This window comes from Arthrobacter sp. CMU6 (assembly GCF_059090205.1).
Genome location: NZ_JBNHFL010000004.1, coordinates 117,780 through 143,543 on the forward strand (window position 1 = coordinate 117,780; position 25,764 = coordinate 143,543).

The following is a 25,764-nucleotide window of genomic DNA, read 5'->3' on the forward strand; positions in this document are numbered from 1 at the left end:
CTGGCAGCATGCCCGGGCTACTGCTACTCGGGCCGCTGGTCGCCGTTGGTGGCGGGCGCCCGGACGTGGCCATGGAGGACCAGATTCACCGCTTCCTCCGGGGTGTCCACTACCTGGATCAGGTCCAGGTCCTTTTCCGAGACCATCCCCTCGGCCACCAGCGTTCCCCTGATCCAGTCGATCATCGGCCCCCAGAACGCCGCGCCCAGAAGGACGATCGGGAACGAGGTCACCTTCTGCGTCTGGACGAGGACCATGGCTTCGAAGAGCTCATCCAGCGTGCCGAGGCCTCCGGGAAGAACGATGAAGCCCTGGGCGTACTTCACGAACATGGTCTTGCGTGCGAAAAAGTAGCGGAAGTTGATGCCGAGGTCCACCCACTGGTTCAGGCCCTGCTCGAACGGCAACTCGATGCCGAGGCCAACGGAGACGCCGTTGCCTTCCACCGCTCCCCTGTTGGCCGCTTCCATCGAGCCGGGCCCGCCGCCGGTAATGACGGCCACGCCCGCTTCTGCAAGTTTGCGTCCCACCTCGACGCCCATGTCGTAGAACGCACTTCCGGGCTTGGTGCGCGCGGAGCCGAAAACGCTGACCGCCTGGCCCAGGTCGGAAAGGGCGCCGAAGCCTTCGACGAACTCGCTCTGGATCCGCATGACCCGCCAGGGATCAGTGTGGATGAAGTGGCCGGGGCCTTTTGTGTCGAGCAGGCGCTGATCCGACATCTCCACTGCAGCCTGCTTGCGGCGCAACTCGAGGGGCCCTTTCCGGCGGGGCTGTACTGACTTTGACGGATCTGCGTTGATGCTCATCCCCCAAGGCTAACCTGCTGACCAGCAGGTATCTCTTGAATTACGATCAGCGGGAAGTTGGAGTGATTCCGGTCATAACCGAGCAATCTTCGCTAGATTCTTACCTATGACTACTCAACTGCCCGGCGATGCACTCGTCTCTCTGAATGCCGTCAACAAGCATTACGGTCAGCTGCACGTTCTGAAGGACATCAACCTCCAGGTCCGCAAGGGCGAGGTGGTTGTGGTCATCGGCCCGTCAGGTTCGGGGAAGTCCACACTGTGCCGGGCCATCAACCGGCTGGAAACCATCGACGACGGCGACATCGCCATTGACGGCAAGCTGCTGCCCGAGGAGGGCAAGGAGCTTGCCCGGCTGCGCGCCGACGTCGGCATGGTATTTCAGTCGTTCAACCTGTTCGCGCACAAGACCATCCTGGAAAATGTGACGCTGGGCCCCATCAAGGTCAAGGGTGTTTCCAAGGCGGAAGCGGACAAGGAGGCCATGGCCCTGCTTGAACGCGTGGGCGTGGGCCACCAGGCGCCCAAGCTCCCGGCCCAGCTCTCCGGCGGCCAGCAGCAACGTGTGGCCATCGCACGCGCCCTCGCCATGAAGCCCAAGGTCATGCTGTTCGACGAGCCGACTTCGGCGCTCGACCCCGAGATGATCAACGAGGTCCTGGACGTCATGATCCAGCTGGCCAAGGAGGGCATGACCATGATCGTGGTCACCCACGAGATGGGCTTCGCCCGCAAGGCCGCCGACCGTGTGGTGTTCATGGCGGACGGACAAATCGTGGAGGACGCCACTCCGGAGGAGTTCTTCACCAATCCCCAGAGCAGCCGCGCCAAGGACTTCCTGTCCAAGCTGCTCACGCACTGACAACCGATCCAGCAATCCCCACCAACTTCAAGACCACCCGATTTTCGCACCCAGGCCGTCACCGGCGGCCGCCCAATGAAAGGAATGTCATGAAGGCATTTTTGACCCGAAGGAAATCCCTTCTGGCAGCAGCATCCGCGGCGATCGCTCTTACACTGAGCGCTTGCGGCGGCGGCGGCACCGGGACCGGCTCCAACCCCACGCCGGTCGAAAAGCCCAGCTTCGCTGCAGGCACCACCATGGAAAAGCTCGCCTCGGCCGGCAAGGTGACCATCGGAACCAAGTTCGACCAGCCGCTGTTCGGCCAGAAGGGCCTGGACGGCAAGCCAGTCGGTTTCGACGTTGAAATCGGCAAGCTGCTCGCCGCCAAGCTGGGCATCCCCGCTGACAAGATTGAATGGGTTGAGACCGTCTCCGCCAACCGCGAGCAGTTCATCAAGCAGGGCAAGGTGGACCTGATCGTGGCCACCTACACCATCAATGACAAGCGCAAGACCGAAGTCGACTTCGCCGGCCCGTACTACGAAGCCGGCCAGGCGCTGATGGTGAACAAGGACAACACGTCCATCACCAAGCCCGAAGACGTCAAGGGCAAGAACGTCTGCTCTGTGACGGGCTCCACCCCGGCTTCCACCATCGTGGAGAAGTACGGCGCGGTCCTTGTCCCGGCCGCCACCTACTCGGGCTGCCTTGAGCCGCTGCGGAACAAGCAGGTTGAGGCAATCACCACCGACAACGTGATCCTGGCCGGCTTCGTCAACAAGGAACCGGACGCCTTCAAGCTGGCATCCGATGAGACCTTCACCAAGGAGCCCTACGGCATCGGCCTGAAGAAGGGCGACACCGAGTTCCGCAACTGGATCAACGACCAGCTCGAGGCCTTCGGCAAGGACGGATCCTACAAGAAGGCCTGGGAGGATACCGCCGGCGCGGTTATCAAGACGGCACCGGAACTTCCGGCCATCGACCGCTACTAGGACGCTCGTGGCGGTTACCGGCGGCTGTGCATTCCATGGCCTGCCGGTAACCGCCGCTTCCGTTTTCCGCACATTTCCCCTGAACGCAGCTAAAGGATCCTATGGACGTCATTATTGAAAGCCTTCCCCAATACTGGGACGGCTTTCTCAGAACCCTGTTCCTGGCCGCCGTTTCCGGCATCATCGCGTTGGTTGTGGGCACCCTGCTGGCCGCCGCCCGGGTCTCCCCCGTGGCTGCCCTCCGCGGCTTCAGCATGGCCTATGTGGAGGTGGTGCGTAACACGCCGCTGACCATCGCATTCTTCTTCGCGGCGGTGGTCCTCCCCCGGCTGGGTGTGACCTTCCAGCAGTTCGAGATCGCAGCCATCATCGCCCTGAGCGCCTACACTTCCGCGTTTATCGCCGAGGCTGTGCGCTCGGGCGTCAACAGCGTTCCCGTGGGCCAGGCCGAGGCGGCCCGCAGCATCGGCATGAAGTTCGGCCAGGTGCTCTCCCTCATCATCCTTCCGCAGGCACTGCGCACCGTGATCCCGCCGATGATCAACATCCTCATCGCGCTCGTGAAAAACTCCTCGGTGGCCGGTGCCTTCTACGTGCTGGAACTGTTCGGCTACGGCAAGCAGCTGGCCAACGACCACGGCGACGCCGTCATGTGGGTGCTGGTGGGCGTCGCCTTCTTCTATCTCCTGATCACCGTGCCGCTGGGCTACCTCGCCCACCAGGTCGAACGAAAGGTGGCGATCGCCCGATGAGTTCGGTTCTCTACGACGTCCCCGGCCCCAAGGCCCGCCGCATCTCGCTGATCGGTTCCGTGATCGGCGTCGTCCTGATCGCCATCCTGCTGGCCTGGGCCATCATGACCCTCGCCCAGCAGGGCATCTTCCAGGCGCAGCGCTGGGCCATCTTCGGGCAGGCGGACGTCTGGTCGCTGATCGCCAACGGTATCGGCGCTACGCTGAGCGCGGCCGCCATCGCGGCGGTCATTGCCTTTCCGCTGGGACTTCTGCTATGCCTGATGCGCATCTCCGACGTTGCCTGGATCAGGATTCCCACCAGGATCGTGCTCGAGTTCCTGCGCGGCATGCCCGTGGTCCTGATGATGCTGTTCGTGCTGCTGGTGTTCGCCACCAGTTCGTTCATCGCCGTGGTGGCCGGCCTGGTGCTCTACAACGCCGCGATCTTCGCGGAGATCATCCGCGCGGGCATCCAGTCCCTGCCCCGGGGCCAGCGCGAAGCGGGTTTGGCGATCGGCCTGACCAGCTTCCAGTCCCGGCTGAGCATCGAGCTGCCGCAGGCGGTTCGCCGCATGCTGCCATCCCTCGTGGCGCAGCTGGTGGTCCTGCTGAAGGACACGTCGCTGGGCTACATCGTGGCCTACGCCGAGCTGCTGCGCGCGGTACAGGTGATGGCTGACTTCCTGGGCCCGCAGTTCCTGTTTCCGGTGTTCTTCGTGGCCGCGGCCATCTACATCGCCATTAACCTGGCGGTGTCCCGGCTGGCCATCTGGATTGAACGGCACGGGTCCAAGAAGGCAGCCGGCGGAGTGGCGAAGGCCCCCACCGCCGGCGTCTCCACCATAGTGAAATAAACGGCAGGCCGATACAGCGAAGGGTCCGCAGCCATCCGGCTGCGGACCCTTCGTGTTTGATGCGTGTTTGAACTGCCCGCGCCCCTAACGTCAAAGGCTCACGACAGCATGCTCAGGACAGCCACGTCTGCAGCGCCCGAAGGCACGTACGGATGGCTTCGGCCTCCACGTGCTCGTTGTCCTTGTGCGCCAGGAGCGCGTCCCCGGGCCCGAAGTTCACGGCGGGGATGCCCAGTTCGCTGAAGCGGGCAACGTCGGTCCAGCCGTATTTGGGTTTCGGCTCGCCACCAACGGCGGCCACGAAGGACGCGGCGGCAGGGTGGTTCAGTCCCGGCCGCGCGCCGGCGGCGCTGTCCGTACGGACCACGTCGAAACCGCCCAGCAGCGCGCGCACATGCGCCTCCGCCTCATCGGGGGTCTTGTCCGGGGCGAAGCGGTAGTTGATCTCCACGACACAGCGGTCCGGGATGACGTTGCCCGCGGTGCCGCCATGGATCTTCACGGCGTTCAGGCTTTCCCGGTAGTCCAGCCCATCCACGGCCACGGTCTGCGGTCTGTACGCCGCGAGCCGTTCCAGGATGGGCGCGGCGGCGTGGATCGCGTTGCGTCCCATCCATGCCCGGGCCGAGTGTGCAGCCTCGCCGGAGGTGATGGCGTGGAACCGCATGGTGCCGTTGCAGCCGCCCTCCACAGTGCCGTCGGTCGGTTCGAGGAGGATGGCAAAGTCGCCGCCGAGGAGCCCGCCGTGGTTCCGCACCAGCCGGCCCAACCCGCTCTTGACCGCCTCCACCTCCTCATGGTCGTAAAACACAAAGGTGACGTCCTTGCCCGGTTCCGCCCCGCCGTCGAACATTGAAGCGGCCAGTGCGAGTTGGACCGCAACGCCACCCTTCATGTCCGTGGCGCCGCGGCCGTACAGGACGCCGTCGCCGGGGACTCCCGACGGCCAGGTGGACGGCACCGTTCCCAGCGAGCCTTCCGTGACCGGCAGCGGCACCGTGTCCAGGTGCCCTGCCAGGATGACCCGTTCGCTCCGGCCGAGATTGGTGCGGGCGATGATGGAGTCGCCGTCACGCACCAGTTCGAGGCCGGGCAGCCGGCGGAGTGCAGACTCGACGGCATCCGCCAGCTCGCGCTCATTCCCGGAGACGCTGTTGATGTCGATCAGCGCGGAGGTCAGCAGTGCCACATCCTGGCGCAGGTCGAGGGTTACGGGGGCTGTTTCGGCAATCACCATCCCACTGTATCCGCACCTGCCCGTCCCAGCCCGGCACCAGTCGGGGCGTTCCCGGCGCCCGGAACGCCCCGAAATGCGACACAGAGACGTGCGGACCGGTTTCGGTGCGTGCACCTCGTCTCGATAGACTTGGCGCATGACTGAAACCGCTTCTTCCGCCGTGCCCGCTGCCCAGACACTGTCCGACGACTCCCGTTCGGCCTATGGATTTGGCGTAGCCACCATCGCCACGCGGAACGGCGAAGCCACCGTGCTCGATACCTGGTTCCCGGCCCCCGCCCTCGGTGTGGCCGCCGAAAGCCTCCGCGCCGTGGAAAACGCCGACGAAACCCTGACGGACATCGCAGCCGCCGGCACTGACGCCGACCGCGGCACCGAACAGAAGGTGGTGTTCGTCCAGATCAACCTGGACGAAGCCCCGGCCGACACCGCCGACGCCTACCTGCGCCTGCACCTCCTCTCGCACCGTCTGGTCCAGCCCAACAGCATCAACCTTGACGGCATCTTCGGCAAGCTCCCCAACGTCGTCTGGACCAACTTCGGCCCGTGCGCCGTGGACGGGTTCGAACTGACCCGCGCCAAGCTGCGCAAGCGCGGCGCCGTCACTGTCTACGGCGTGGACAAGTTCCCGCGCATGGTGGACTACGTCGTCCCGGCGGGCGTCCGCATTGCCGACGCCGACCGCGTGCGGCTGGGTGCCCACCTCGCCGAAGGCACCACGGTCATGCACGAGGGCTTCGTGAACTTCAACGCCGGCACCCTGGGCACCTCCATGGTTGAGGGCCGCATCTCCGCCGGCGTGGTGGCCGGGGACGGCACCGACGTCGGCGGCGGCGCCTCCATCATGGGCACCCTGTCCGGCGGCGGCAAGGAAAAGGTATCCCTGGGCCAGCGCGTCCTGCTGGGCGCCAACTCCGGCGTGGGCATCAGCATCGGGGACGACTCCGTGGTGGAGGCAGGGCTGTACGTCACGGCAGGCACCCGTGTCCGCGTTGCCGGCCCCAAGGACGCCGACGGCGAGGACACCAGCAAGATCGTTAAGGCAGTGGAGCTGTCCGGCGTGCCGAACCTGCTCTTCCGCCGCAACTCCACCACCGGTGAAGTTGAAGTCCTGCCCCGCAAGGGCCAGACCGTGGAACTGAACGACGCCCTGCACGCCAACTGACCGCACGCCAACTGACCGTGAGGACGTAGCCGGCACGCCACCCAATAGGGCGTGCCGGCAGATTGCTGGAGTAACCACGTGACACGCGGACGCAGACTGCGCGGAGCTGCCATCACCGGCCTCTCCCTCGTCCTGGTTGCGGGCGGCATCTACACAGCGACCACTTTGCTGCAGCGCTCTGAACAGCTGATCACAGAGGAATGCACCGCCGCCGTCGGCTCCCAGCGGGCCACACTGGCCACCGACCAGGCCGCGAACGCTGCGCTGATCACAGCGGTGTCAGTGCGCCGCGGTCTCCCTCCGCGGGCAGCCAGCATAGCCCTGGCCACCGCGATGCAGGAATCCAAGCTCCGGAACATCGACCACGGCGATCTTGCCGGACCGGACTCCAGGGGACTCTTCCAGCAGCGCCCGTCCCAGGGCTGGGGCACCCAGGACCAGGTGATGGACCCGGTCTATGCCACGAACGCCTTCTACGATGCCCTCGTGAAGGTGCCCGGCTATGCCACCTTGGAAATAACCGACGCCGCCCAGCGGGTCCAGCGCTCCGCCTACCCGGCGGCATACGCCGAGCACGAGGCGATGGGCAGGTCGTTCGCCTCGGCGCTGACGGGCGAGTCCCCGGCTGCCCTGAACTGCACTCTCCGCTCGCCGGACACCGCCGGCGACCCCGCCGCCCTGCTCAATGAGCTGGACGCCTCGTACGGAAGCATCCCCACGACGTCCACCGGCCAGACGCTGCAGGTGGACGTCAGCGACAGCTTTGCCTGGTCCGTGGCCCACTGGGCGGTGGCAAACGCCAAAGAGTTCTCCGTGGAACGCGTGGACGTGGACGGAAAGCGCTGGGACAGGAAGGCCCGAAACGGGTGGCAGGATGCACCGGCCGCCGTCGGCGGCGTGGCCATCACGCTTGCTGCCGGCGGACCCTGAATCCGTCGTGCCCCACGGGCCCTAGATCCGTGACCGCCGGGCCTTAGACGAGCATCTCCACAACCGGCTGCACGTAGCTGCGGAACACCTCGGGCTGGGACAGCAGCTCGTGGCTCATGATGATCTTGTCCGGTTCCAGGTACCAGGCCCGCTGCTCATCCAGGGGCAGCTCGATGATCGTCAGCGCAAAGTCCCTGGAGTCCCGGCCCACTTCCAGGAGCCGGTCCTCCACGATGTCCTCGAGCAGGTGCGCGGAGCCCCCGGCCACCCGTTCGGCCTCCAGCTCGGCGTATTCCGCCCGCCGCTCCCTGGCCCAGGTCAGGGCTGCCCCGAAGTGCGCCTGCAGCACCTTGCGCAGCGCCGGCGAATTGGCGAAGGACCGGAATCCCGGGGGAGACAGTTCAGGGGACATCTGCGGGTGGGCCTTGAGGAGCTGCTGCCACCAGGCTTCCCACTCCGTTTTCAGGGCGCTGATGCCGCCCACCTCGGCGGTGAGGTGGGCATGGTCCACGTGGCGGACCTTCGGTGCGGCATGCGAAAGCGCCGGAAAGCCTGCACCGTCGAGTCCGGCAACATCACGTATGTAGAGGGCAATGAGCATGGGCCCCGACGTGTCCATAGTGATTCGCCAGCCTGGACCGCCTGTGTGCTGCATGCGTATGCCTCCTTGGAATCTCGTTATCCGCCCCGTTGTGCCGGCAACCCGCTCTCCGGCTTTCAGTCTATTCCCCCAGCCCGGGGAGGTTAATGGCTGGCACCGACCCTCCTTCGGAGCCCCTCGACGTGGGCTTCGAGCACGTCACGGCACATTTCCGGGGACATCCAGGCAGGTTGCAGCAGGGCGTGCATGGCCAGCCCGTCCAGGGTCGCCAGCAGGTGTTCGGCCGCCGTCACCAGCTGCGGCCCGGCATCGGCGCTGGCCCCGGCCCCGGATACGGACCCGGGGCCGGACCCGGACCCGGACCCGCCGGCATTGTCCCCGTGCAGGAGCCGCCTGATCACCTGGCCTACGACGGCGGCCACGGCCCGGTGGCTCCTGTCCGCCTCGGCGGCCAGGAAGGGACGAATCCTCGCCGCGTTCCTGAACGCCATCCAGGCGCACGTGTCCAGGGCGCGTTCCTCGTCCAGGGGCAGGAATTCGCCCAGAAGTGTTAAAACCGCCCCGCCTGCATCCGGGCCATCGGCCGGGGGCCCGACCCCGGTCAGCGCCGTATGAAGGCGCGTCAGGAGACGGTCGGAAACCGCCGCAAACGAGTAGGCCAGCAGGTCATCGCTGCTGTCGAAATAGTGCCGCACGGAGCCCACCGCCAGGCCGGCTTCCTCCGCCACCTCCCGCAGCGACGCGCGTTCCAGTCCGTCGGTGGCGATGATCCTGCACACCGCGCCAACGATCTCCTGCCGGCGCTGCGCGGCATCCACGATTTTCGGCATTCTTGTTTTTAGCACGGGTGTGCGCCGAAACCGCGGCGGCGCTCCCGCCAGCCCCAAGGCGGGTGCGGTCCGCGGATCCGCGGGTGTGGTCCGCCGGGTTAAAGGCCGACGGCGGCCGCCCACCGAAAAGGTGGGCGGCCGCCGTCGTGCTCCCTGAAAGGGCCCCCAATGGGGCCCGAACCGGGGTACGGGTCCTGGGAACCGCTGCGGATTTAGCGGGCGGGGTACTGCCGCTCGGGTTCTCCTGTGTAGAGCTGCCGCGGACGGCCGATCTTGGTGTTGGGATCGTTGATCATTTCGCGCCACTGGGCAATCCAGCCCGGCAGGCGGCCGATGGCGAACAGCACGGTGAACATCTTCTCCGGGAAGCCCATGGCCTTGTAGATGAGGCCGGTGTAGAAGTCGACGTTCGGGTACAGCTTGCGCTGGATGAAGTAGTCGTCGCCGAGGGCCTTCTCCTCCAGCCGCATGGCGATGTCCAGGAGTTCGTCGTGGCCGCCGAGCTTGCTGAGGACCTCGTGCGCGGTGGCCTTGATGATCTTGGCGCGGGGGTCGTAGTTCTTGTAGACCCGGTGGCCGAAGCCCATCAGGCGGACGCCGTCTTCCTTGTTCTTGACCTTCTCCATGTAGTCCTCGGGCTTGACGCCGTCGGCCTGGATCTGGCGGAGCATCTTCAGGACGGCCTCGTTGGCGCCGCCGTGGGCGGGGCCGAACAGGGCGTTGATGCCGGCTGACACGGACGCGAAGAGGTTGGCGTTGGAGGACCCCACCAGGCGCACCGTGGAGGTGGAGCAGTTCTGCTCGTGGTCCGCGTGCAGGATGAGGAGCAGGTCCAGGGCCTTGACCACTACCGGGTCCAGCTCGTACTGCTCGGCCGGCAGGCCGAAGCTCAGGCGCAGGAAGTTCTCCACGAGGTTCATGGAGTTGTCCGGGTACAGCATCGGCTGCCCGATCGACTTCTTGTGCGCATAGGCGGCAATGACAGGCAGCTTCGCCATGAGGCGGATGGTGGAAACCTCCACCTGCTCGTCATTGAACGGGTCCAGTGAGTCCTGGTAGAACGTGGACAGCGCGGACACAGCCGAGGACAGCACGGGCATGGGGTGCGCGTCGCGGGGGAAGCCGCCGAAGAAGCCCTTGAGTTCCTCGTGCAGCAGCGTGTGGCGGCGGATCTTCTGGTCGAACTCGTCCAGCTCGGTCGGCGTCGGAAGGTTGCCGTAGATCAGCAGGTACGAGACCTCGAGGAAGCTGGAGTGCTGGGCCAGCTGCTCGATCGGGTAGCCGCGGTACCGCAGGATGCCGGCGTCGCCGTCGATGTAGGTGATGGCCGACGTGGTGGCGGCCGTGTTCATGAAGCCGGGGTCAAAGGCAACGGCGCCGGTCTGCTTCAGTAGCTTGGAAACGTCGTAGCCTTCGTTTCCCTCAACAACCTTGATGCGCGGGAGTTCGAGCTCGCCGCCTGCGTGGCGCAGGGTTGCGCTGGTGGTCTCAGTCATGGAGTCCCCTTCATGAGGCGTCTGGCCTCTCTAGAAAGCTTGATCCAACATCAGGTGAGCCGCGCGGGGTCCCGCCCAGACGGGAATTCCAACGGCCTTGCCGCCTTCTTGTAGAAAGCCACCATTGATAGTCAGTTAAAAAACTACCGCCACTTGGAGGTTGCCACTAATCCGGGAGCGCCGAATTATCCCTAAAACAGGCCAGTTGTGGCGCGAGTCACACCATTGTTACGGCGTCCCGAGCGTCAAAAGTCGCCTCTGCGAGACCAAGAGCCCCGTGACGGTGCCGGCTGAACGCCCGGAAACCGGCCTAGGCCAGGCGGGCCACCGCGGCGTCGATCCGTTCGTCAGTTCCGGTGAGGGCCACGCGCACATAGCCGTGCCCCGCGTCGCCGTAGAACACCCCCGGACCCACCACGATCCCCCGCTCCGCGAGCCGGGCCACGGTGTCCCACGTGGCTTCACCTGCGGTGCACCACAGGTACAGGCCGGCGGCCGACTCGTGCAGCGTCAGCCCGAAGGACTCGAGGGCGGGCAGGAGCCGCTCCCGCCGTCCGCGGTACAGGTCCTTCTGCGCCAGGACATGCACATCGTCGCCCAGCGCCACCCGCATGGCTTCCTGCACCGGGTACGGCACGATCATCCCGGCATGCTTGCGGCTGTTGACGAGGTTGGCCATGAGGGCCGCATCCCCGGCGACGAAGGCCGCCCGGTAGCCGGCCAGGTTGGACTGCTTGCTCAGCGAGTACACGGCGAGGAGCCCGTCGTGGGACGCACCGGCGACGCGCGGATCGAGGATGCTCGGAACAGCCTGCCCTCCGCGCTGCAGGTCCCACTCCCCCCAGCCGAGCTCGGCATAGCACTCGTCGGACGCCACGAGCGCGCCTATCTCGCGGGCCTGGTCCACAATCTTCTTCAGGGATGCCGCGTCCCGGACGCTGCCGGTGGGGTTGCCCGGGGAGTTGACCCAGACCAGGCGGACCCTGGCCCGAGTGGCCGCATCCAGTTCGTCGAGGTCATCGGCCGCCACCGCCGTGGCCCCGGCGAACGTGGCCCCGATGTCGTAGGTGGGGTAGGCAACGGTAGGCCGGACGACGACGTCGCCCGGCTTGAGGCCCAGCAGGAACGGCAGCCACGCCACGAGTTCCTTGGAACCGACGGTCGGCATGACGGCGCGCGGATCGAGCCCTTCGACGCCGCGGCGGCGGGCGAACCACCCGGCGATAGCCTCCCGGAGCGCGGGGGTGCCATGGACGGTCGGGTAACCGGGCGCATCCGCGGCCGCCTTAAGGGCGTCCTGGATGACCGCCGGCGTCGGGTCCACGGGCGTGCCGATGGACAGGTTCACCGCTCCGCCGGGGTGATCAGCCGCTTTGGCGAGGTACGGCGCCATCGCTTCCCACGGGTAGTCGGGCAGGCTAAGGCCGAAACTGCGCACAGCTGTAGTCACGAAGGGGTCCGCCTCAGTGGTCCTGGTTCTGCGGCGGGAGCGCTGCAATCATCGGGTGGTCCTTGCCGGTGTTGCCCACCTTGGCGGCGCCGCCCGGGGAGCCCAGGTCGTCGAAGAACTCGACGTTCGCCTTGTAGTAGTCGGCCCATTCCTCCGGGGTGTCATCCTCGTAGTAGATGGCTTCCACCGGGCAGACGGGCTCACATGCACCGCAGTCGACGCACTCATCGGGATGGATATAGAGGGAGCGTTCACCTTCGTAGATGCAATCGACGGGGCACTCCTCAATGCATGCCTTGTCCTTAACATCCACACACGGCTGCGCGATTACGTACGTCACGTCCCTTGCCTCTCCACGTTGATTCCCGGCGACTGGCCGGTTCCTGCATCCGGCCTGCATGCCGGGCTGTCCACTTCAAAGCCTATTATCTCCCAGGCCCGTCCCGCGAACGAAGCGGGCGCGTCACACTCGCGACGCGTCATACGATGGACGGGTGAGTCCGACACCACCAACACCCCGGCAGTTCCTGGCCACGGCCCCTGCGGGAACACGCGTAGTGGTGCGCTACAGGCTCGACGGCGGCTTTACCGACGCCCTGGGAGACCTCCTGGAGTGCGGCGAAAGTGAGTGCACCGTACGGACCCGCAGTGCCGACGTCGGCATTCCCCTGGACAGGGTGGTGGCCGCCAAGCAGGTGCCGCCGGCACCGCCGCGCCGTGGTTCACGGCGGACGCCGCCGGCCGGGGATTGACCTTGGGCCCGGCTTAGCTAGGCCCTGTCCTTTTCCTCCAGCGACCCGTCATCCACGGCCTCGCCATCCACGGCACCGTCTTGCGGCATCCCGTCCGGAAGAGTGCGCATCCTCCGCAGCGGCGAGAACAGGACGGGGGCGGTGGCCAGGAAGCTGCCTACTGCTCCGATCATCATGGTGGGCACCAAGCCAAGGTGTTCGCCCAGATACCCGGACGCCAAGGCCGCCAGGGGCATCACGCCCCACACCGCAAACCGGATGGACGCGTTCATCCGGCCGAGCAGCCGTGGCGGGCAAACCCGCTGGCGCATGGTGAGCTGCATGATGTTGTGCACCAGAACGCTGAAGCCGAACCCGAACTCCGAGATCAGCAGCAGGGCCAGCGCGGCTCCCGGTTCGGAAACGAGCCCCGCGAACGGCACCAGCAGGAGAAAGACCGAACTGACCAGGGCGCACACGGGAATCACGGTGCCCTCGCCGATCCGGGCGGCGAGCCGCGGCGCCGCCACCGCGCCCAGCAGCCCGCCGGCGGCGCCGACGGTCATGATCAGGCCCATTCCCTGCGGCCCGAGCCCGAGGCTGCGCAGCACCAGCAGCGGCATCAGCGTATAGATCAGCATGCCGGAAAAGTTCATTCCGCCGGTGCAGGCCGCGATGCGGCTGATGAGCGGATGCCGGACCACAAACGAGAGGCCTTCCCGTATTTCGACCGGCAGCGGGCGCCGCCCGGCCAACGGCACACGGACCTCAGAGTCGCGGGTACGGGCAAGGAAAACCGCGGAGAGCAGGTACCCGGCGGCCTCGCCCACGAAAAGCACGGGTGCCGAGACAACCGCCAGCAGCGCACCGCCGGCGGCCGGCCCGCCGATGCGTGCGATCTGGGCTGTCGCTTCGAGCTTGGAATTGGCCTCCCGCACCTGCGGGGAGGCCACCAGGACCGGCACGTAACTCTGGTAGGCGACGTCGAAGAACACGGTGGCCGTCCCCACGACCGCCGCGACCAGAAAGAGGTGCCAGATTTCCAGGCCGCCGCTCCACCACAGGAGCGGCACCACGGCCATGGCGGCCATCCGCAGCAGATCGGCAGAGATCATGGTCCGGCGCTTCCGCCAACGGTCCACCCAGGCCCCGGCCGGCAGACCGACTGCCAGGAACGCCGCCAGACCTGCGGCGTTCAGCACGCCCACCTCGAATTCCGAGGCGTGAAGCAGGGTGACGGCCAGCACCGGCAACGCGAGCTGGCCCAGCTGCGCACCGAACTGTCCCAGGGCCTGGCCGGCCCAAAAGGTGGCGAAGTTGCGGTCCCGCCACAGCGGCCCTGGCGTTGGCTCCGCGGCAGTGGGTTCGGCAGTCACGGCTTCAGTCTCGGCGGGCGATTGATATATGTCAATCACTTAGTGCTCGTTACACTTGCGTCTATGAACACCCCGCCGGAGAGCGATGACGCGGACCTGGTGGCCAAAGGCCGCGCGCTGAGTTCACCGCTGCGGCTGAGGATTCTTCGGCTGTGCCTGCACCAGTCGCGGACGAACAAGGAAATCGCTGAGCTGCTCGGCCTCAACCCGGCGTCCAGCCTGCACCACGTCCGGACCCTGGTGCGGACCGGCTTCCTGCTGGCGGAGGAACGCCGGAAAGGCCGGCGTGGCGCCACGGAGGTGCCCTACATCGCCAGCCGCAAGTCGTGGAGCACGCCTGTGGACAATGTCTCTCCGATCCTCATCGAGACGTTCCTGCAGGAGACCCGGGACCTGCCGCCCGAGGACATCGAGGTGTGGCGGCTGGGCGTGAAGTTCAACGCCGCCCGGCGGGAGGAAATGCTGGGCAAGCTCCGCGCCGTCGTCGAGGAGTACATGGCACTTCCCGCAGACGACGACGGCGAGGCCACCTCACTCATGATTGCCCACCACCGGGACCCGACGGCTGACTAGCGGCCGTTGCCGCCCGGCGGGCGGTGGAAGTTGCCTCCCTGAAAGACTAACGGGCGTAGCGGCGGCACCAGGCCAGCATCCCGACCGTAACCGCCACGATCCCGTACACCCAGATGCTCCCGGCCAAGTCCCCGGCGATCAGCCGCTTGCCGGACTCCATCCCTGACCACCAGCCGGCCAGGGCGTAACAAAGGGCGCCGCACACCGCCGTCGGAATCAGCGTTCTGAACGCCGCCCCGAGGAACAGCTGGAGCGACACCAGGAGCAGCAGTGCCGCGACGGCCCCGAGCGGCAGCGCAGCACCGCTGGCCGCGAACTCCTGGCGGTGCAGCGCGGTCCCGGCGAAGGCAGCAAAAAGAGCTGCCGGCACGGCGGCGGCCAGGCCGCCTGCCATGCCGGCAGCTCTTTTGTTCACGGTCGCAGTTCCCTGCGGGAGGGTGCCGTTATGCCTTGGCGCGGGCGCGGTTGGCCTTGGCACGCTCGTTGGAGTCGAGGATGACCTTGCGGATGCGGATGTCCTCAGGCGTGACCTCGACGCACTCGTCTTCGCGGGCGAATTCGAGGGACTCTTCGAGGGTGAGCTCGCGCGGGGGCGTGAGGTTCTCGAAGCTGTCGGAGGAAGCCGCACGCATGTTGGTGAGCTTCTTTTCCTTCGTGATGTTGACGTCCATGTCGTCGGCGCGGGAGTTTTCGCCCACGATCATGCCTTCGTAGACCTCAGAGGTCGGCTTGACGAAGAAGGAACCGCGTTCCTGCAGGTTGATCATGGCGAACGGGGTCACCACACCGGCCCGGTCGGCCACCATGGAACCGTTGGTGCGGTATTCGATGGGGCCGGCCCAGGGCTCGTAACCCTCGGCGATGGAAGCAGCGATGCCGGCGCCGCGGGTGTCCGTAAGGAACTTGGTGCGGAAGCCGATCAGGCCACGGGCGGGAACGATGAACTCCATGCGGCACCAGCCGGTGCCGTGGTTGGCCATGTTCGTCATGCGGCCCTTGCGGGCGGCCATGAGCTGGGTGACGGCGCCCAGGTACTCCTCGGGCACGTCGATGGTCATGTGCTCCATCGGCTCGTGGACCTTGCCGTCGATGGTCTTGGTGACCACCTGGGGCTTGCCGACGGTGAGCTCGAAGCCTTCACGCCGCATCTGCTCCACGAGGATGGCCAGCGCGAGCTCGCCACGGCCCTGGACTTCCCAGGCATCCGGACGCTCCGTGGGGAGAACCTTGATGGAGACGTTACCGATCAGTTCCTTGTCCAGGCGGTCCTTCACCTGGCGGGCCGTGACCTTGGCGCCCTTGACCTTGCCGGCCAGCGGGGAGGTGTTGATACCGATGGTCATCGAGATCGCGGGATCGTCAACGGTGATCAGGGGAAGCGGCTGGGGGTTCTCGACGTCTGTCAGGGTCTCACCGATGGTGATCTCCTCGATGCCGGCGACGGCAACGATTTCGCCCGGGCCGGCGGATTCAGCCGGTACGCGCTCAAGGGCCTTGGTGGCGAGCAGTTCGGTGATCTTGACGGTCTTGAGCTCACCGTTGGCGCGGGCCCAGGCAACCTGCTGGCCCTTGCGGAGGGTGCCGTTGTAGATGCGCAGCAGTGCGAGGCGGCCCAGGAACGGGGAGGCGTCCAGGTTGGTGACGTGCGCCTGCAGGACACCTTCCGGGTTGTAGGTCGGAGCGGGGATGTGCTCGATGATCGCGCTGAACAGCGGCTCGAGGTCCTCGTTCTCCGGGGCGGTGCCGTCGGCAGGCTGCTCGAGAGACGCGCGGCCTACCTTGGCGGCGGCGTAAACAACCGGGACGTTGAGGATCTTGTCCAGGTCAAGGTCCGGAACTTCATCGGCGAGGTCGGAAGCCAGGCCCAGGAGCAGGTCCATGGACTCGTGGACAACCTCTTCGATGCGGGCGTCGGGGCGGTCGGTCTTGTTGACCAGGAGGATCACCGGCAGGTGCGCGGCGAGGGCTTTGCGGAGGACGAAGCGGGTCTGGGGCAGCGGGCCCTCAGAGGCGTCCACGAGGAGGACGACGCCGTCAACCATGGACAGCCCGCGCTCCACTTCGCCGCCGAAGTCGGCGTGGCCGGGGGTGTCGATGACGTTGATGGTGATGGTTTCGCCGTTGGAGGACGGTCCGTTGTAGGCCACGGTGGTGTTCTTGGCCAGGATGGTGATGCCCTTTTCGCGCTCCAGGTCACCGGAGTCCATGACGCGGTCTTCGAGGTGGTTGTGCTCGGCAAAGGAGTTCGTCTGCTTGAGCATGGCGTCCACAAGGGTGGTCTTGCCGTGGTCAACGTGGGCCACAATCGCGACGTTGCGCAGGTCACTGCGAACTGCAGTTGCTACCGCGGTGTTGGTGGTGGTTTCAGACATGCGTTATTGCTCGATTCAGTGGTGAAGTCAGCTGTTGTATCGCGACATTTCCAACCGGAACGCACGACGGATCAGACCCTTAACACAGGGCACCTACTGCCAGTCTAAACGCTGAGCCATTTATTGGCCTAAAACGGGCACCTCCCCCATTCCCCGGCCCGTTACCAAATCGTGAATCCCCCCTCACGTTATGTGAGCAAAATCACTGGCTTTTCGGCAAGTGATCCACCACTATTGGCTAGACCACTTTACGAACAGGCCAGGAGTCCAGGGATGTTACGAGCCTCAACGCGGGCCTTCCTGATTGGCCCTGTCATCGCCGCCACCGTGTTTTTGACGGGCTGCGGCGCAGCAATGGAACCGGCGTCCGGTGCCGGATCTGCGGCGCCCCGTGCCGCCGCCCCGATCGCCGCTCCCGGTGAGGCCGTGGCTGCGGGTTCGGCGGTCGTGAGCGACCTGGGGGCCGCCGTCGACCCCGCCAGCCTTCCGGCAGGAGCGCTCTACCGCAATCCGGCGAACGGCCGGGACGAGGTCATCGTGGGCAACATAGCCCGCACCGCACTGCTGATCGGCGACTCGCAGTCCGAGCCGCAGGCCAGCTGGCCGCGCCGGGCCCTCACGGGGCTGGGCTATGACGTTTTCTTCTGCGGCAAGGGCGGAACCGGCTTCGTCGCCTCCAACGGCACCACGGGCAACTACGTCGATGCCCTGCAGCGCGGCGACTGGCACCTGCCCTACGGCTTCCCCCCGCTGGTGCTCATCGAGGGCGGCGGAAACGACGCGAAGCAAGGGGCGAGCAACGAGCAGATCTCGGCCAACGCAGACCGGCTGATCACGACGATCAAGCAGCGGTACCCTGGCGCGAAGCTGGCCATGGTGGGAACGCTAGGCAAGGGAGCGGAGCACGGCGGCGTCCGGCGCGCCGAGGTTGACGCACTGCTGGGGACTGTTGCCGCGGACCATGGCGTTCCGTTTGTCAGCGTCGGCGACTGGCTCACCCGGTACGGGCTGGAGTCGCAGCTCAAGGACAGCGTCCACATGAACGGCGAGGGGCACCGTGCCTTGGGTGAGCTCCTGGGTGACAGGCTCGAGCAGCTGGGGCTTGCCTTGTCCTAGGGGCGGGCCTCGGCGCCCACAGCACGAAACAGCAAGGGAGCCGGTGGCCGCCTGGTGGCGGTCACCGGCTCCCTTTTGCCAGTGCTTGTCCCCGGTCTATTCCGTTCCGGTGGACAGCAGCTGGGCGCGCAGTTCCCGGCGCTCGCGCTGCTTTTCCGGATCCGGCAGCGGGACGGCGGCAAGCAGCCGCTGGGTGTATGCCTCCTGCGGGTTGCGCAGGATCTGGTCACGGGTGCCCTGCTCCACGATCCGGCCGCGCTGCATGACGCAGATGCGGTCCGCCAGCACGTCTACGACGGCGAGGTCGTGGGTAACGAAAAGGCAGGCGAACCCGAGCTCGCGCTGGAGGTTCTGGAACAGCTCCAGTACCTTGGCCTGGACCGATACGTCGAGGGCCGACGTCGGCTCGTCAGCCACCATCAGCTTCGGCTTGAGCGAGAGCGCCCGGGCAATGCCGACACGCTGCTTCTGCCCGCCGGACAGCTCGTGCGGGTACCTGTTCCGGTAGTTCCGCGGCAGCTCCACCTGGTCCAGCAACGCCTCGATGCGCTTCTGCAGGTCAGCGCCCTTCGCCACCCCGGCAAGGTACATCGGCTCGCCGATGCTTTCGCCGATGGGCAGGCGCGGGTTCAGGGACGAGGACGGATCCTGGAACACCATGCCTATGTGGCGCCGCACCTGGTGCAGCTGCTTGCCGTTCTTCTTCGCGGCGGAGATGTCCTCGCCCACCACGCGCATCGTCCCGGCCGCCACCGGCAGCAGTCCGACCGCGGCGCGCCCGATGGTGGTCTTGCCGGACCCGGACTCGCCCACAAGGCCCACCACCTGCCCGGGATGGATGGTCAGGTTGGCCCCCTCGACGGCACGGAAGGCCGGCACACGGCCCTGCTTCGGGTACTCGATGGCGACGTCGGTGAGCTCCAGGACCGGTTCGCCCACGGGCCCCCTGGCTTCGGCGGCCGCCAGGGCCGCCGCGTTCTCCCGCTCGCGGCGGACCAGTTCATCGTGGTCCACGGAGTCCAGCTCGGCGTGGGTGGCCGCGGCCAGCGCTGCTGTCACGTCCACGTCCGGCGCGGCGTCCGTTCCGCCCTGTCCGAGGTGCGGCACGGCCGCAAGCAGCGCCTGCGTATACGGGTGCTGGGGGTTGTGGAAGATCTGCTCGGCGGTGCCGGTCTCCACGATCAGGCCCTTGCGCATGACGGCGATCCGGTCGGCCAGGTCCGCCACGACGCCCATGTCGTGGGTGATCAGGACGATGGCGCTGTCCAGCTTGTTGCGCAGGTTCCTCATCAGGTCAAGGATCTCCGCCTGCACGGTGACGTCCAGCGCGGTGGTGGGCTCGTCAGCGATCAGCAGCTTGGGGTCGCAGGACAGCGACTGGGCGATCATGGCGCGCTGGCGCTGGCCACCCGAGAGCTGGTGCGGATAGGACTTGAACGCCTTCACTGGGTCCGGCAGCTCCACCAGCTCCAGCATCCGCAGCGCGCGTTCCTTGGCCTGGTCCGGTGAGACTTCGTTGTGAAGGCGCACCGTCTCGACGATCTGCGCACCAACCGTATAGACCGGGTTCAGCGCCGTCATGGGCTCCTGGAAGATGACGGCCACATCCTTGCCCCGGACGCTGCGGATATTGGCCGCATCCGCGCCCAGCAGCTCCTTGCCGGACAGCTTGACGCTTCCGGACACCCTGCTGTTGCTCGGCAGCAGGCCGAGCAGGGCCATGGAACTGGCGCTCTTGCCGGAGCCGGACTCGCCCACGATGGCAAGAACCTCGCCGGCGCGGACTTCATAGTTCAGGCCGACGGCGGCCGGCACCCACTTCTTTTCGACGCCGAAGTCGACGCTGAGGTCGCGCACTTCAAGGACGACGGAACCCTTCCCGCCTGCCCTCGGCCGTCCGTCGCCTGGCTCACTGGAGCCAGGCTCCAGCGGGTCCGACGACAGGCGGTCAGGGCTGATGTAGTCAGACATGTTGGGGATTTCCTTCCACCCGGGCCAGCGGAGCAACTGAGATTAGTGCTGCGGCCGGGAATACTGAATTATGGGGGGCATGAGCACTGTGCCGCATGCCGGAAACGCCGCAATCTTCAAAGCGCGCACCAACAAATGGTTTGCCGGATTTTCGTGGTTCGTGGGGGCTGCCGGGCTGGCCGGCCTGCTCGTGGCAGGCGGTGTCCCTGCCCTGGCCGGCGCCGGACCGCTGCTGCTCATCGCCTACCTGGGGTGGCTGCTGTTCTGGCGTCCCGCGGTGGTTGTGCACGACGCCGGGGTCACCATCGAGAATCCGTTCCGTGCCATCACAGTGCCCTGGGGGGCGCTGGTGCAGGTGGACACAAGGTACTCGCTGACCCTCGTCACCCCCCGCCGAAGCTACGGGGCGTGGGCCGCTCCGGCCCCTGGCATCTGGGGCGGACGCAACGCCCGCCCCGAGGACCTTCGGGGACTGCCGGACAGCACGTACGGGCCGGGAAAGTCCGTCCGGCCCGGCGACCTCAGAACCACCGACTCGGGGCAGGCCGCGCAGCTGGTCCGTGGACGCTGGCAGGAACTGGTTGAGGCCGGGCTGCTTGATACCGGGGCGGCCGAGACCACTCCGGTCAGCGTGAAGTTCCGCTGGCCCGAGGCTGCGGTGACCCTGATCCTTCTCGGGCTGAGCTACTGGAGCGTGGCCGTCCTGTAGGCAGGAAGCACGGTGCGTCCGCCCGCGGCGTCGCAGCAGCATCTCAGGCTCCCCTGTCCCCGCCGGAGGTCCGGCCATCATCTGCCCTGCTGTCCATCGCCGCCACCGGCGTAACCTCCGGAACCGTTGCCCCGGTGTCCCTGGCCTTCTTGGCATTGAACTTCTTTTGCCGCGGGTCAAAGGCGTCCCGCAGGCCGTCGCCGATGAAGTTGATGCTGAGGCAGATGAGGACGATGAACAGGCCCGGGAACCAGAACAGCCAGGGGCGGGTGGCGAAGGCTTCCTGGTTCTGGGAGATAAGCAGGCCCAGCGAGGTGTCCGGGGATTTGACGCCGACGCCTAGGTAGCTCAGTGCCGTTTCGGTCAGGATCGCCGCCGACATGGTGAGGGTGACGTTGACGATCAGCACGCCCACCGCGTTGGGCAGGATGTGCTTGAAGATGATCCGCGCGTTGCTGGCCCCGGAGATCCGCGCCGCGTCGACGAACTCGCGCTCCCGCAGGGTAAGGAACTCGCCGCGCACGAGCCGCGCCAGGCCCACCCAGCTGATCAGTCCCAGGAAGATGCCGAGGGCGAGGACACCATTGCTGCTGGCGAAGGCCGCAAACCAGCTGCCTTCATCCCGGCGACCTGCCAGCTGCGCCATGACAGCGGCCAGGAGAAGCGCCGGGACGATGATGATGACGTCGGTGAGCCGCATCAGGACAGCTTCCATCCAGCCCCGGAAGTAACCGGACAGGGCCCCGACGACCACCCCGATCAGGCCCGCGATCAGGCCGATGACCACCATGATCGTGATGGACTGCTGGGCGCCGCGCATGGTCATGGCGAACAGGTCGCGCCCGATCCGGTCCTGGCCGAACGGATGCTCACCCCAGGCAAGGGGCCACAGTGAAGCTGTGGGGGTGCCGTCGTTGACCAGCGGCGAAACGGCCTCGTGGGTGTACTTCCACCAGCCGGGAATCCCGGCATAGCCGACGGACGTGAAGGCCATGACGAAAATGATGGCGAAGACGGCCAGGCCGACGATGGCGCCGGAGTGACCAAGGAACCGCTTGCGGACAATCTGGCCCTGGCTCAGGCCCCTGGCCTCGGAGACAGGCTCGATGCCGGCAGCTTCCTGCCGCAGGCCGGCTTCCTCGGCCATGATTTCATCCTGCTGACTGGGCTGGCTCATGCTTTCACCCTTACTCGTGGATCCAGTGCGGAGTAGGCGAGGTCCGCGATGAGGTTGAACGCCATGGCCGTAATGGCGACGCAAATGAAGACGCCCATGACGGGGTTGGGGTCAACGTGCTGGATACCGTCCAGGAACAGGAACCCCATCCCCCGGACGGAAAAGACCGTCTCGGTGATGACCGCGCCGCCGATCAGGCCGCCGATGTCGAACGCGACGATGGTGGCCACGGGGATCAGGGCGTTGCGGAAGGCGTGGCGCATAACGACGGTCCGCTCGGAAAGGCCCTTGGCACGGGCCGTGCGGATGTAGTCCATGTTCATGATTTCCAGCATGGAGGCCCGGGTGAACCTCGTGTACCCGGCGAGGGAGATAAGGATGAGGGCGGTGGTGGGCAGGATCAGGTGGGTGAACGAATCGATGCCCAGGATCCAGAAGTCGCCCTCGATGTTCGGTGTGCCCGCGCCGATGGTGGCGATCGGCCGTCCCCGGACCCTGCTGTTGTTGAAGTAGGCGGGCCAGGCCTGCATGAAGCGGTCCAGCAGGATGAGGAAACCGACAAGGAAGGACGTGATGGCCGCCGCGCGCATGGACTGCCCGCGGTCGTAGCCTCCCATGAAGTAGCCGATGGCCATGCCGACCAGGACCGCCGCGACGGCCAGCAGCACGATCATCAGGAACGTCGCCTGGTTCAGCAGCGGCTGGAGCACGAAGTAGAGAACCACTCCCGCGCCGACGGCGATCAGGGCGGACTGCAGCGCCTTGCGGTTCCGGAGTCCGGCGGTCAGCAGGGTCACGGCGAAGGCGATGCCCACCCCGGCGATGGCGATGACCACCGGGCCGAGGCCTGGGGTCTTGAACCACTGCGTGACCGAGAAGTAGATGAGGACGGCCGTGACAACAGCGAACACGACGCCGCCGATCACTACCCTGCGCCTGGTCTCGCCGCCTGCGACAATCATGGCCACTGCACCGAGGACGGCGCCGACGCCGAGTGAGACAGTCAGAGGTATCTCCGGGTTACGGAGGAAGTTGTTGAAGCCGATGGCGCCGAATTCCTTGAGCAGGACGGCGACCCAGAAGATCGGCAGGGAGAAGAACAGGAAGGCCATGAAGGTGACGCCGTAATCCAGTGTGCTGTACTGCCGCAGGGCGGTGATGATGCCCAGCGTGATGCCCACGAGGATGGCCAGAACGGTGGCCCCGGTGACAAGAGTCAGTGTCTGAATGAGTGCATGGCCAAGGGCGTCCGTGATGGGCTGGCCGGCGATGTTCTTGCCGAGATTACAGGAGCCGGTGAAGGGCACCAGGCATTGCGCTGCACCGCCGAGCCATTTGAAATACCGCACGGGCGCCGGGGTGTCGAGGTCCAGCAGCGCGGACCTCGAGTCCATGAGTTGCTGTTTGTTCGGCGCACTGCTGGCGCGGAACTCTGCGAGCGGGTCGCCTGATGCGGCGGTCAGCAGGTACACCAGGAAGGATGCGCCGAGAAGGATGAGTGCGGCGGTGACGAGCCGCCGGACTATGTAGGTCACCATTGTGATAGAACCTCAGGATTCGGGCCCGGGGATTGCCCGGGCCGGTCGCAGGTTTGGCGGCGCCTTACTGCTTGTGCTGCCAACACAGGCACTGCCGGGAGATGGCGCTGCAAGGCGCCGGGACCGTGGTGCATGGTCCCGGCGCCTCACCTAGCTAATTGCAGTTCGTGGCACGGGCTTACTTCTCGGCCCACTCCCAGAAGTTCCACCAGACACCGGTCTGGTTCGGCATAAACTTCACGCCGGTGATGCGGTCGCTGTAGGCGTCAACACCAACGGACTGGAACAGCGGCAGGCCGTATGCCGAGTCCCAGATCTTCTTGTCGATCTGCTTGGTCAGGTCATCCTGCTTGCTGCGGTCGGTCGTGACAATGAGTTCGTCCATGAGCTTGTCGGCCTCAGGATCGCTGAACTTGTTGAAGTTGGAACCGTTGCCGGTGCGGAAGATCTGCGGCACGCCGGAGACTCCGACACCCGGATTGATCCAGCCGAAGATCGTGGCGTCGTAGCCGCCCTTGCCGAGGGCCTTGCCCCAGTCAGAGGCGCCGAGTCCGCCGTCGACGATCTTGAAGCCCGCCTTGGTTGCGGACTCGCGGATCAGCGAGAACGCATCCACACGGTTCGGGTTGTCCTTGTTGTACATGATGCGGACCTCGGGGGTCGCACCGTTCAGGAGCTTCTTGGCGGCGTCAACATCCGCATCCTGGTACGCCGAGGACCCATTGCCCTGCGCGGAGGCTTCGTAGGCCGGCTGCGCAGGAACAAACAGCTGCGAGTCCAAGGGCTTTGCCTCGGGGTCGAGCTTCTTGATGATCTTGTCGACGATGTCCTTGCGCGGAACCGTCTTCAGGAATGCCTCGCGGACACTCTTCTCAGCGAAGGGCCCCGAGTAGTTCAGGTCGATGTGGTCATAGGAGAGCTGGTTGCCCTGCTCCACCGTGACGCCCTGGCTCTCAAGTGCCTTGAGCTGCTCGAGGGTGTCAGCCGAGGCTTGCGGAGCGATGATGTCAGCTTCGCCGTTTTTCAGTGCCTGGACCTGGGCCGGGGAGGAACCGATATAGCGGACGGTGATCTCGTCCAGCTTGGCCTCGGGGCCCCAGTTGTAGTCCTTATTCCGGACCATGGTCAGGGACTGGTCCTGGTTAATGCTCTGGACAACGAAGGGGCCGTTGGAGAGGAACAGGCTCGGGTCGCTCGGCAGGGTCTTGGAGTCGAAGCCGGTGTTCCACATGTCGGACATTGCCTTGAGCTTGGCGTCGGCGGCCTTCGGCGCCTTGGAGTCGCCGCGGGGCAGGCTCTTGAGGTGGTCGATGAACGCCTGGGTGTCGGACAGGCCGGCCTTCTTGGCCAGGACGTGGGCCGGAATATCAATGCCCGGACCGCCCAGCGCGATCTCCCAGTCAGCGAACGGCTTGGAGTACTTGATGGTCATGGAACGGTTGTTGTCGCCGATTTCAGGGAAATCGGTAAGGGCGAGGCCAGTGGGGTCGCCCGCGTAGGAGAAGTAGGACGTTCCCGCCTTGCCCTCGGCGTCGGCGTCGTTGTAGTACCCGGAGAAGGCTGCCCACTGCAGGAGCAGGTCCGCTGCGGTGACGGGCGTGCCGTCCGACCACTTCACACCTTCGTTGATGGTGTACTTGACGGTCAGCGGATCGTCAGATGTCTTTTCCATCTTGCCGAACTTGTCGTTGTGGACGACGTTTAGCTGGTTGTCGATGTAGTAGAACCCGGAGTGTGTGGCGTAGCTGACCTTCGAGTTGATGTCAGTGTTGCCATCGGCCGTGTTGGGGTTGAAGGTGTTAAACGCGTTGACCTCAACAACAGTGGCTGTTCCCCCCTGTTTGCCGGCCGCATTACTGGACGGGGTTGTCCCGCCATTGGTGCTCGCGCAGGCGCTGAGCGCCAGTGCAGCCGCGGCTGCAACGCCTACTGCTTTGGAAATACGACTGAATCGCATTCCGCCTCCTATGTTTCTGTGAGTGTGGAAAAGACCTTCGCTGTGGGCGCCGGCCAGACCCGCTACATCCCCCCAGTGAGATGTGGCGAGTCTCACATGACAAGTAGCCTAGACCCGAACCTGCCGCCTGCGGTCCGAAAGTTGTCCCTCAGTAAAGGTTGTTATCGAGATGCAACCAAGCCGTTGCCGGACGAAAAGCCAGCGCTCTTTTTCCTTGACGTCGTGTTGCACGGAGGGTAGGGGTGCCAATCACAAAAAAGCCCCGATCCAAAGGATCGGGGCTTATTGCCGTTAATACT

At 65.9% G+C, this 25,764-nt stretch carries 24 protein-coding genes; 10 read left to right on the forward strand and 14 right to left on the reverse strand.

Translation table 11 applies throughout. The features are described 5' to 3' along the window. Positions 1–23: 23 nt before the first annotated feature. Positions 24–809, reverse strand: coding sequence for an LOG family protein (locus AC5RWD_RS04110; protein ID WP_494018816.1), 786 nt, complete (start codon positions 807–809; stop codon positions 24–26). 106 nt (positions 810–915) lie between these two features. Between AC5RWD_RS04110 and AC5RWD_RS04115 the strand changes: the two genes are divergently transcribed. The 4 genes from AC5RWD_RS04115 to AC5RWD_RS04130 all read left to right on the forward strand — a co-directional run bounded on the left by AC5RWD_RS04115 (position 916) and on the right by AC5RWD_RS04130 (position 4,236). Beyond that, positions 916–1,671 (forward strand): amino acid ABC transporter ATP-binding protein, encoded by a 756-nt coding sequence (locus AC5RWD_RS04115; RefSeq protein WP_494018817.1) that lies wholly within the window; start codon positions 916–918, stop codon positions 1,669–1,671. Between the two features lie 89 nt (positions 1,672–1,760). Further along, on the forward strand, positions 1,761–2,648 hold the full coding sequence (locus tag AC5RWD_RS04120; RefSeq protein WP_494018818.1) for a glutamate ABC transporter substrate-binding protein: 888 nt from the start codon (positions 1,761–1,763) through the stop codon (positions 2,646–2,648). Positions 2,649–2,749: 101 nt separating this feature from the next. Next, positions 2,750–3,400 carry an amino acid ABC transporter permease gene (locus AC5RWD_RS04125; protein ID WP_494018819.1) on the forward strand — a complete coding sequence of 217 codons (651 nt, stop codon included), beginning with the start codon at positions 2,750–2,752 and terminating at the stop codon, positions 3,398–3,400. Next, entirely contained in the window at positions 3,397–4,236 is an 840-nt protein-coding gene (locus tag AC5RWD_RS04130; RefSeq protein ID WP_494018820.1) for an amino acid ABC transporter permease, read from the forward strand. The genes AC5RWD_RS04125 and AC5RWD_RS04130 overlap by 4 nt, the downstream gene beginning before the upstream one ends. A gap of 112 nt (positions 4,237–4,348) precedes the next feature. Here AC5RWD_RS04130 and dapE read toward each other — a convergent pair whose 3' ends face one another. Continuing rightward, positions 4,349–5,473, reverse strand: a complete 1,125-nt coding sequence (gene dapE / locus AC5RWD_RS04135; RefSeq protein ID WP_494018821.1) for a succinyl-diaminopimelate desuccinylase — start codon at positions 5,471–5,473, stop codon at positions 4,349–4,351. A 136-nt stretch (positions 5,474–5,609) separates the two neighbouring features. Here dapE and dapD point away from each other — a divergent pair, with 136 nt between their 5' ends. Then, positions 5,610–6,638, forward strand: coding sequence for a 2,3,4,5-tetrahydropyridine-2,6-dicarboxylate N-succinyltransferase (dapD, locus tag AC5RWD_RS04140; protein ID WP_494018822.1), 1,029 nt, complete (start codon positions 5,610–5,612; stop codon positions 6,636–6,638). 78 nt (positions 6,639–6,716) lie between these two features. Continuing rightward, a complete protein-coding gene (locus tag AC5RWD_RS04145) occupies positions 6,717–7,568 on the forward strand; it encodes a hypothetical protein (RefSeq protein WP_494018823.1) in 852 nt (283 codons plus the stop codon). Positions 7,569–7,611: 43 nt separating this feature from the next. Here the strand turns inward: AC5RWD_RS04145 and AC5RWD_RS04150 are convergent, their stop codons facing one another. The 5 genes from AC5RWD_RS04150 to fdxA form a co-directional block, all read right to left on the reverse strand. Next, a complete protein-coding gene (locus AC5RWD_RS04150; protein WP_494018824.1) occupies positions 7,612–8,223 on the reverse strand; it encodes a hypothetical protein in 612 nt (203 codons plus the stop codon). Between the two features lie 89 nt (positions 8,224–8,312). Next, positions 8,313–8,999 carry a TetR/AcrR family transcriptional regulator gene (locus AC5RWD_RS04155; protein ID WP_494018825.1) on the reverse strand — a complete coding sequence of 229 codons (687 nt, stop codon included), beginning with the start codon at positions 8,997–8,999 and terminating at the stop codon, positions 8,313–8,315. 212 nt (positions 9,000–9,211) lie between these two features. Further along, on the reverse strand, positions 9,212–10,495 hold the full coding sequence (locus tag AC5RWD_RS04160) for a citrate synthase (RefSeq protein WP_494018826.1): 1,284 nt from the start codon (positions 10,493–10,495) through the stop codon (positions 9,212–9,214). Positions 10,496–10,805: 310 nt separating this feature from the next. Then, a complete protein-coding gene (gene dapC, locus AC5RWD_RS04165) occupies positions 10,806–11,945 on the reverse strand; it encodes a succinyldiaminopimelate transaminase (protein WP_494018827.1) in 1,140 nt (379 codons plus the stop codon). A gap of 13 nt (positions 11,946–11,958) precedes the next feature. Next, positions 11,959–12,285 (reverse strand): ferredoxin, encoded by a 327-nt coding sequence (gene fdxA, locus AC5RWD_RS04170; protein ID WP_026265673.1) that lies wholly within the window; start codon positions 12,283–12,285, stop codon positions 11,959–11,961. A 154-nt stretch (positions 12,286–12,439) separates the two neighbouring features. On the opposite strand from fdxA, the gene AC5RWD_RS04175 reads away from it, so the two are divergent. Beyond that, positions 12,440–12,697, forward strand: a complete 258-nt coding sequence (locus AC5RWD_RS04175) for a putative acetyltransferase (RefSeq protein WP_494018828.1) — start codon at positions 12,440–12,442, stop codon at positions 12,695–12,697. Between the two features lie 17 nt (positions 12,698–12,714). On the opposite strand, the gene AC5RWD_RS04180 is transcribed toward AC5RWD_RS04175, so the two are convergent. Further along, complete coding sequence (locus AC5RWD_RS04180; protein ID WP_494018829.1) at positions 12,715–14,052, reverse strand: MFS transporter; 1,338 nt, start codon at positions 14,050–14,052, stop codon at positions 12,715–12,717. Positions 14,053–14,115: 63 nt separating this feature from the next. Here AC5RWD_RS04180 and AC5RWD_RS04185 point away from each other — a divergent pair, with 63 nt between their 5' ends. Then, entirely contained in the window at positions 14,116–14,625 is a 510-nt protein-coding gene (locus AC5RWD_RS04185; RefSeq protein WP_494018830.1) for a helix-turn-helix domain-containing protein, read from the forward strand. 46 nt (positions 14,626–14,671) lie between these two features. Here AC5RWD_RS04185 and AC5RWD_RS04190 read toward each other — a convergent pair whose 3' ends face one another. Together AC5RWD_RS04190 and typA are read right to left on the reverse strand one after the other, a co-directional pair. After that, positions 14,672–15,040, reverse strand: a complete 369-nt coding sequence (locus AC5RWD_RS04190) for a hypothetical protein (protein ID WP_494018831.1) — start codon at positions 15,038–15,040, stop codon at positions 14,672–14,674. 28 nt (positions 15,041–15,068) lie between these two features. Next, positions 15,069–16,997, reverse strand: a complete 1,929-nt coding sequence (gene typA, locus AC5RWD_RS04195; protein WP_003805173.1) for a translational GTPase TypA — start codon at positions 16,995–16,997, stop codon at positions 15,069–15,071. Between the two features lie 273 nt (positions 16,998–17,270). Between typA and AC5RWD_RS04200 the strand changes: the two genes are divergently transcribed. Continuing rightward, on the forward strand, positions 17,271–18,113 hold the full coding sequence (locus AC5RWD_RS04200; protein WP_494018832.1) for an SGNH/GDSL hydrolase family protein: 843 nt from the start codon (positions 17,271–17,273) through the stop codon (positions 18,111–18,113). Between the two features lie 96 nt (positions 18,114–18,209). On the opposite strand, the gene AC5RWD_RS04205 is transcribed toward AC5RWD_RS04200, so the two are convergent. Continuing rightward, complete coding sequence (locus AC5RWD_RS04205) at positions 18,210–20,084, reverse strand: ABC transporter ATP-binding protein (RefSeq protein ID WP_494018833.1); 1,875 nt, start codon at positions 20,082–20,084, stop codon at positions 18,210–18,212. Positions 20,085–20,163: 79 nt separating this feature from the next. On the opposite strand from AC5RWD_RS04205, the gene AC5RWD_RS04210 reads away from it, so the two are divergent. Next, positions 20,164–20,793: a PH domain-containing protein gene (locus AC5RWD_RS04210; protein WP_494018834.1), complete on the forward strand. Its 630-nt coding sequence runs from the start codon at positions 20,164–20,166 to the stop codon at positions 20,791–20,793. 43 nt (positions 20,794–20,836) lie between these two features. Here AC5RWD_RS04210 and AC5RWD_RS04215 read toward each other — a convergent pair whose 3' ends face one another. The 3 genes from AC5RWD_RS04215 to AC5RWD_RS04225 form a co-directional block, all read right to left on the reverse strand. Further along, positions 20,837–21,970 carry an ABC transporter permease gene (locus AC5RWD_RS04215; protein ID WP_494018835.1) on the reverse strand — a complete coding sequence of 378 codons (1,134 nt, stop codon included), beginning with the start codon at positions 21,968–21,970 and terminating at the stop codon, positions 20,837–20,839. Beyond that, entirely contained in the window at positions 21,967–23,508 is a 1,542-nt protein-coding gene (locus AC5RWD_RS04220; RefSeq protein ID WP_494018836.1) for an ABC transporter permease, read from the reverse strand. Before AC5RWD_RS04220 ends, AC5RWD_RS04215 begins: the two co-directional genes overlap by 4 nt. A gap of 178 nt (positions 23,509–23,686) precedes the next feature. Next, positions 23,687–25,465 carry an ABC transporter family substrate-binding protein gene (locus AC5RWD_RS04225; protein ID WP_494018837.1) on the reverse strand — a complete coding sequence of 593 codons (1,779 nt, stop codon included), beginning with the start codon at positions 25,463–25,465 and terminating at the stop codon, positions 23,687–23,689. Between the last annotated feature and the right edge of the window lie 299 nt (positions 25,466–25,764).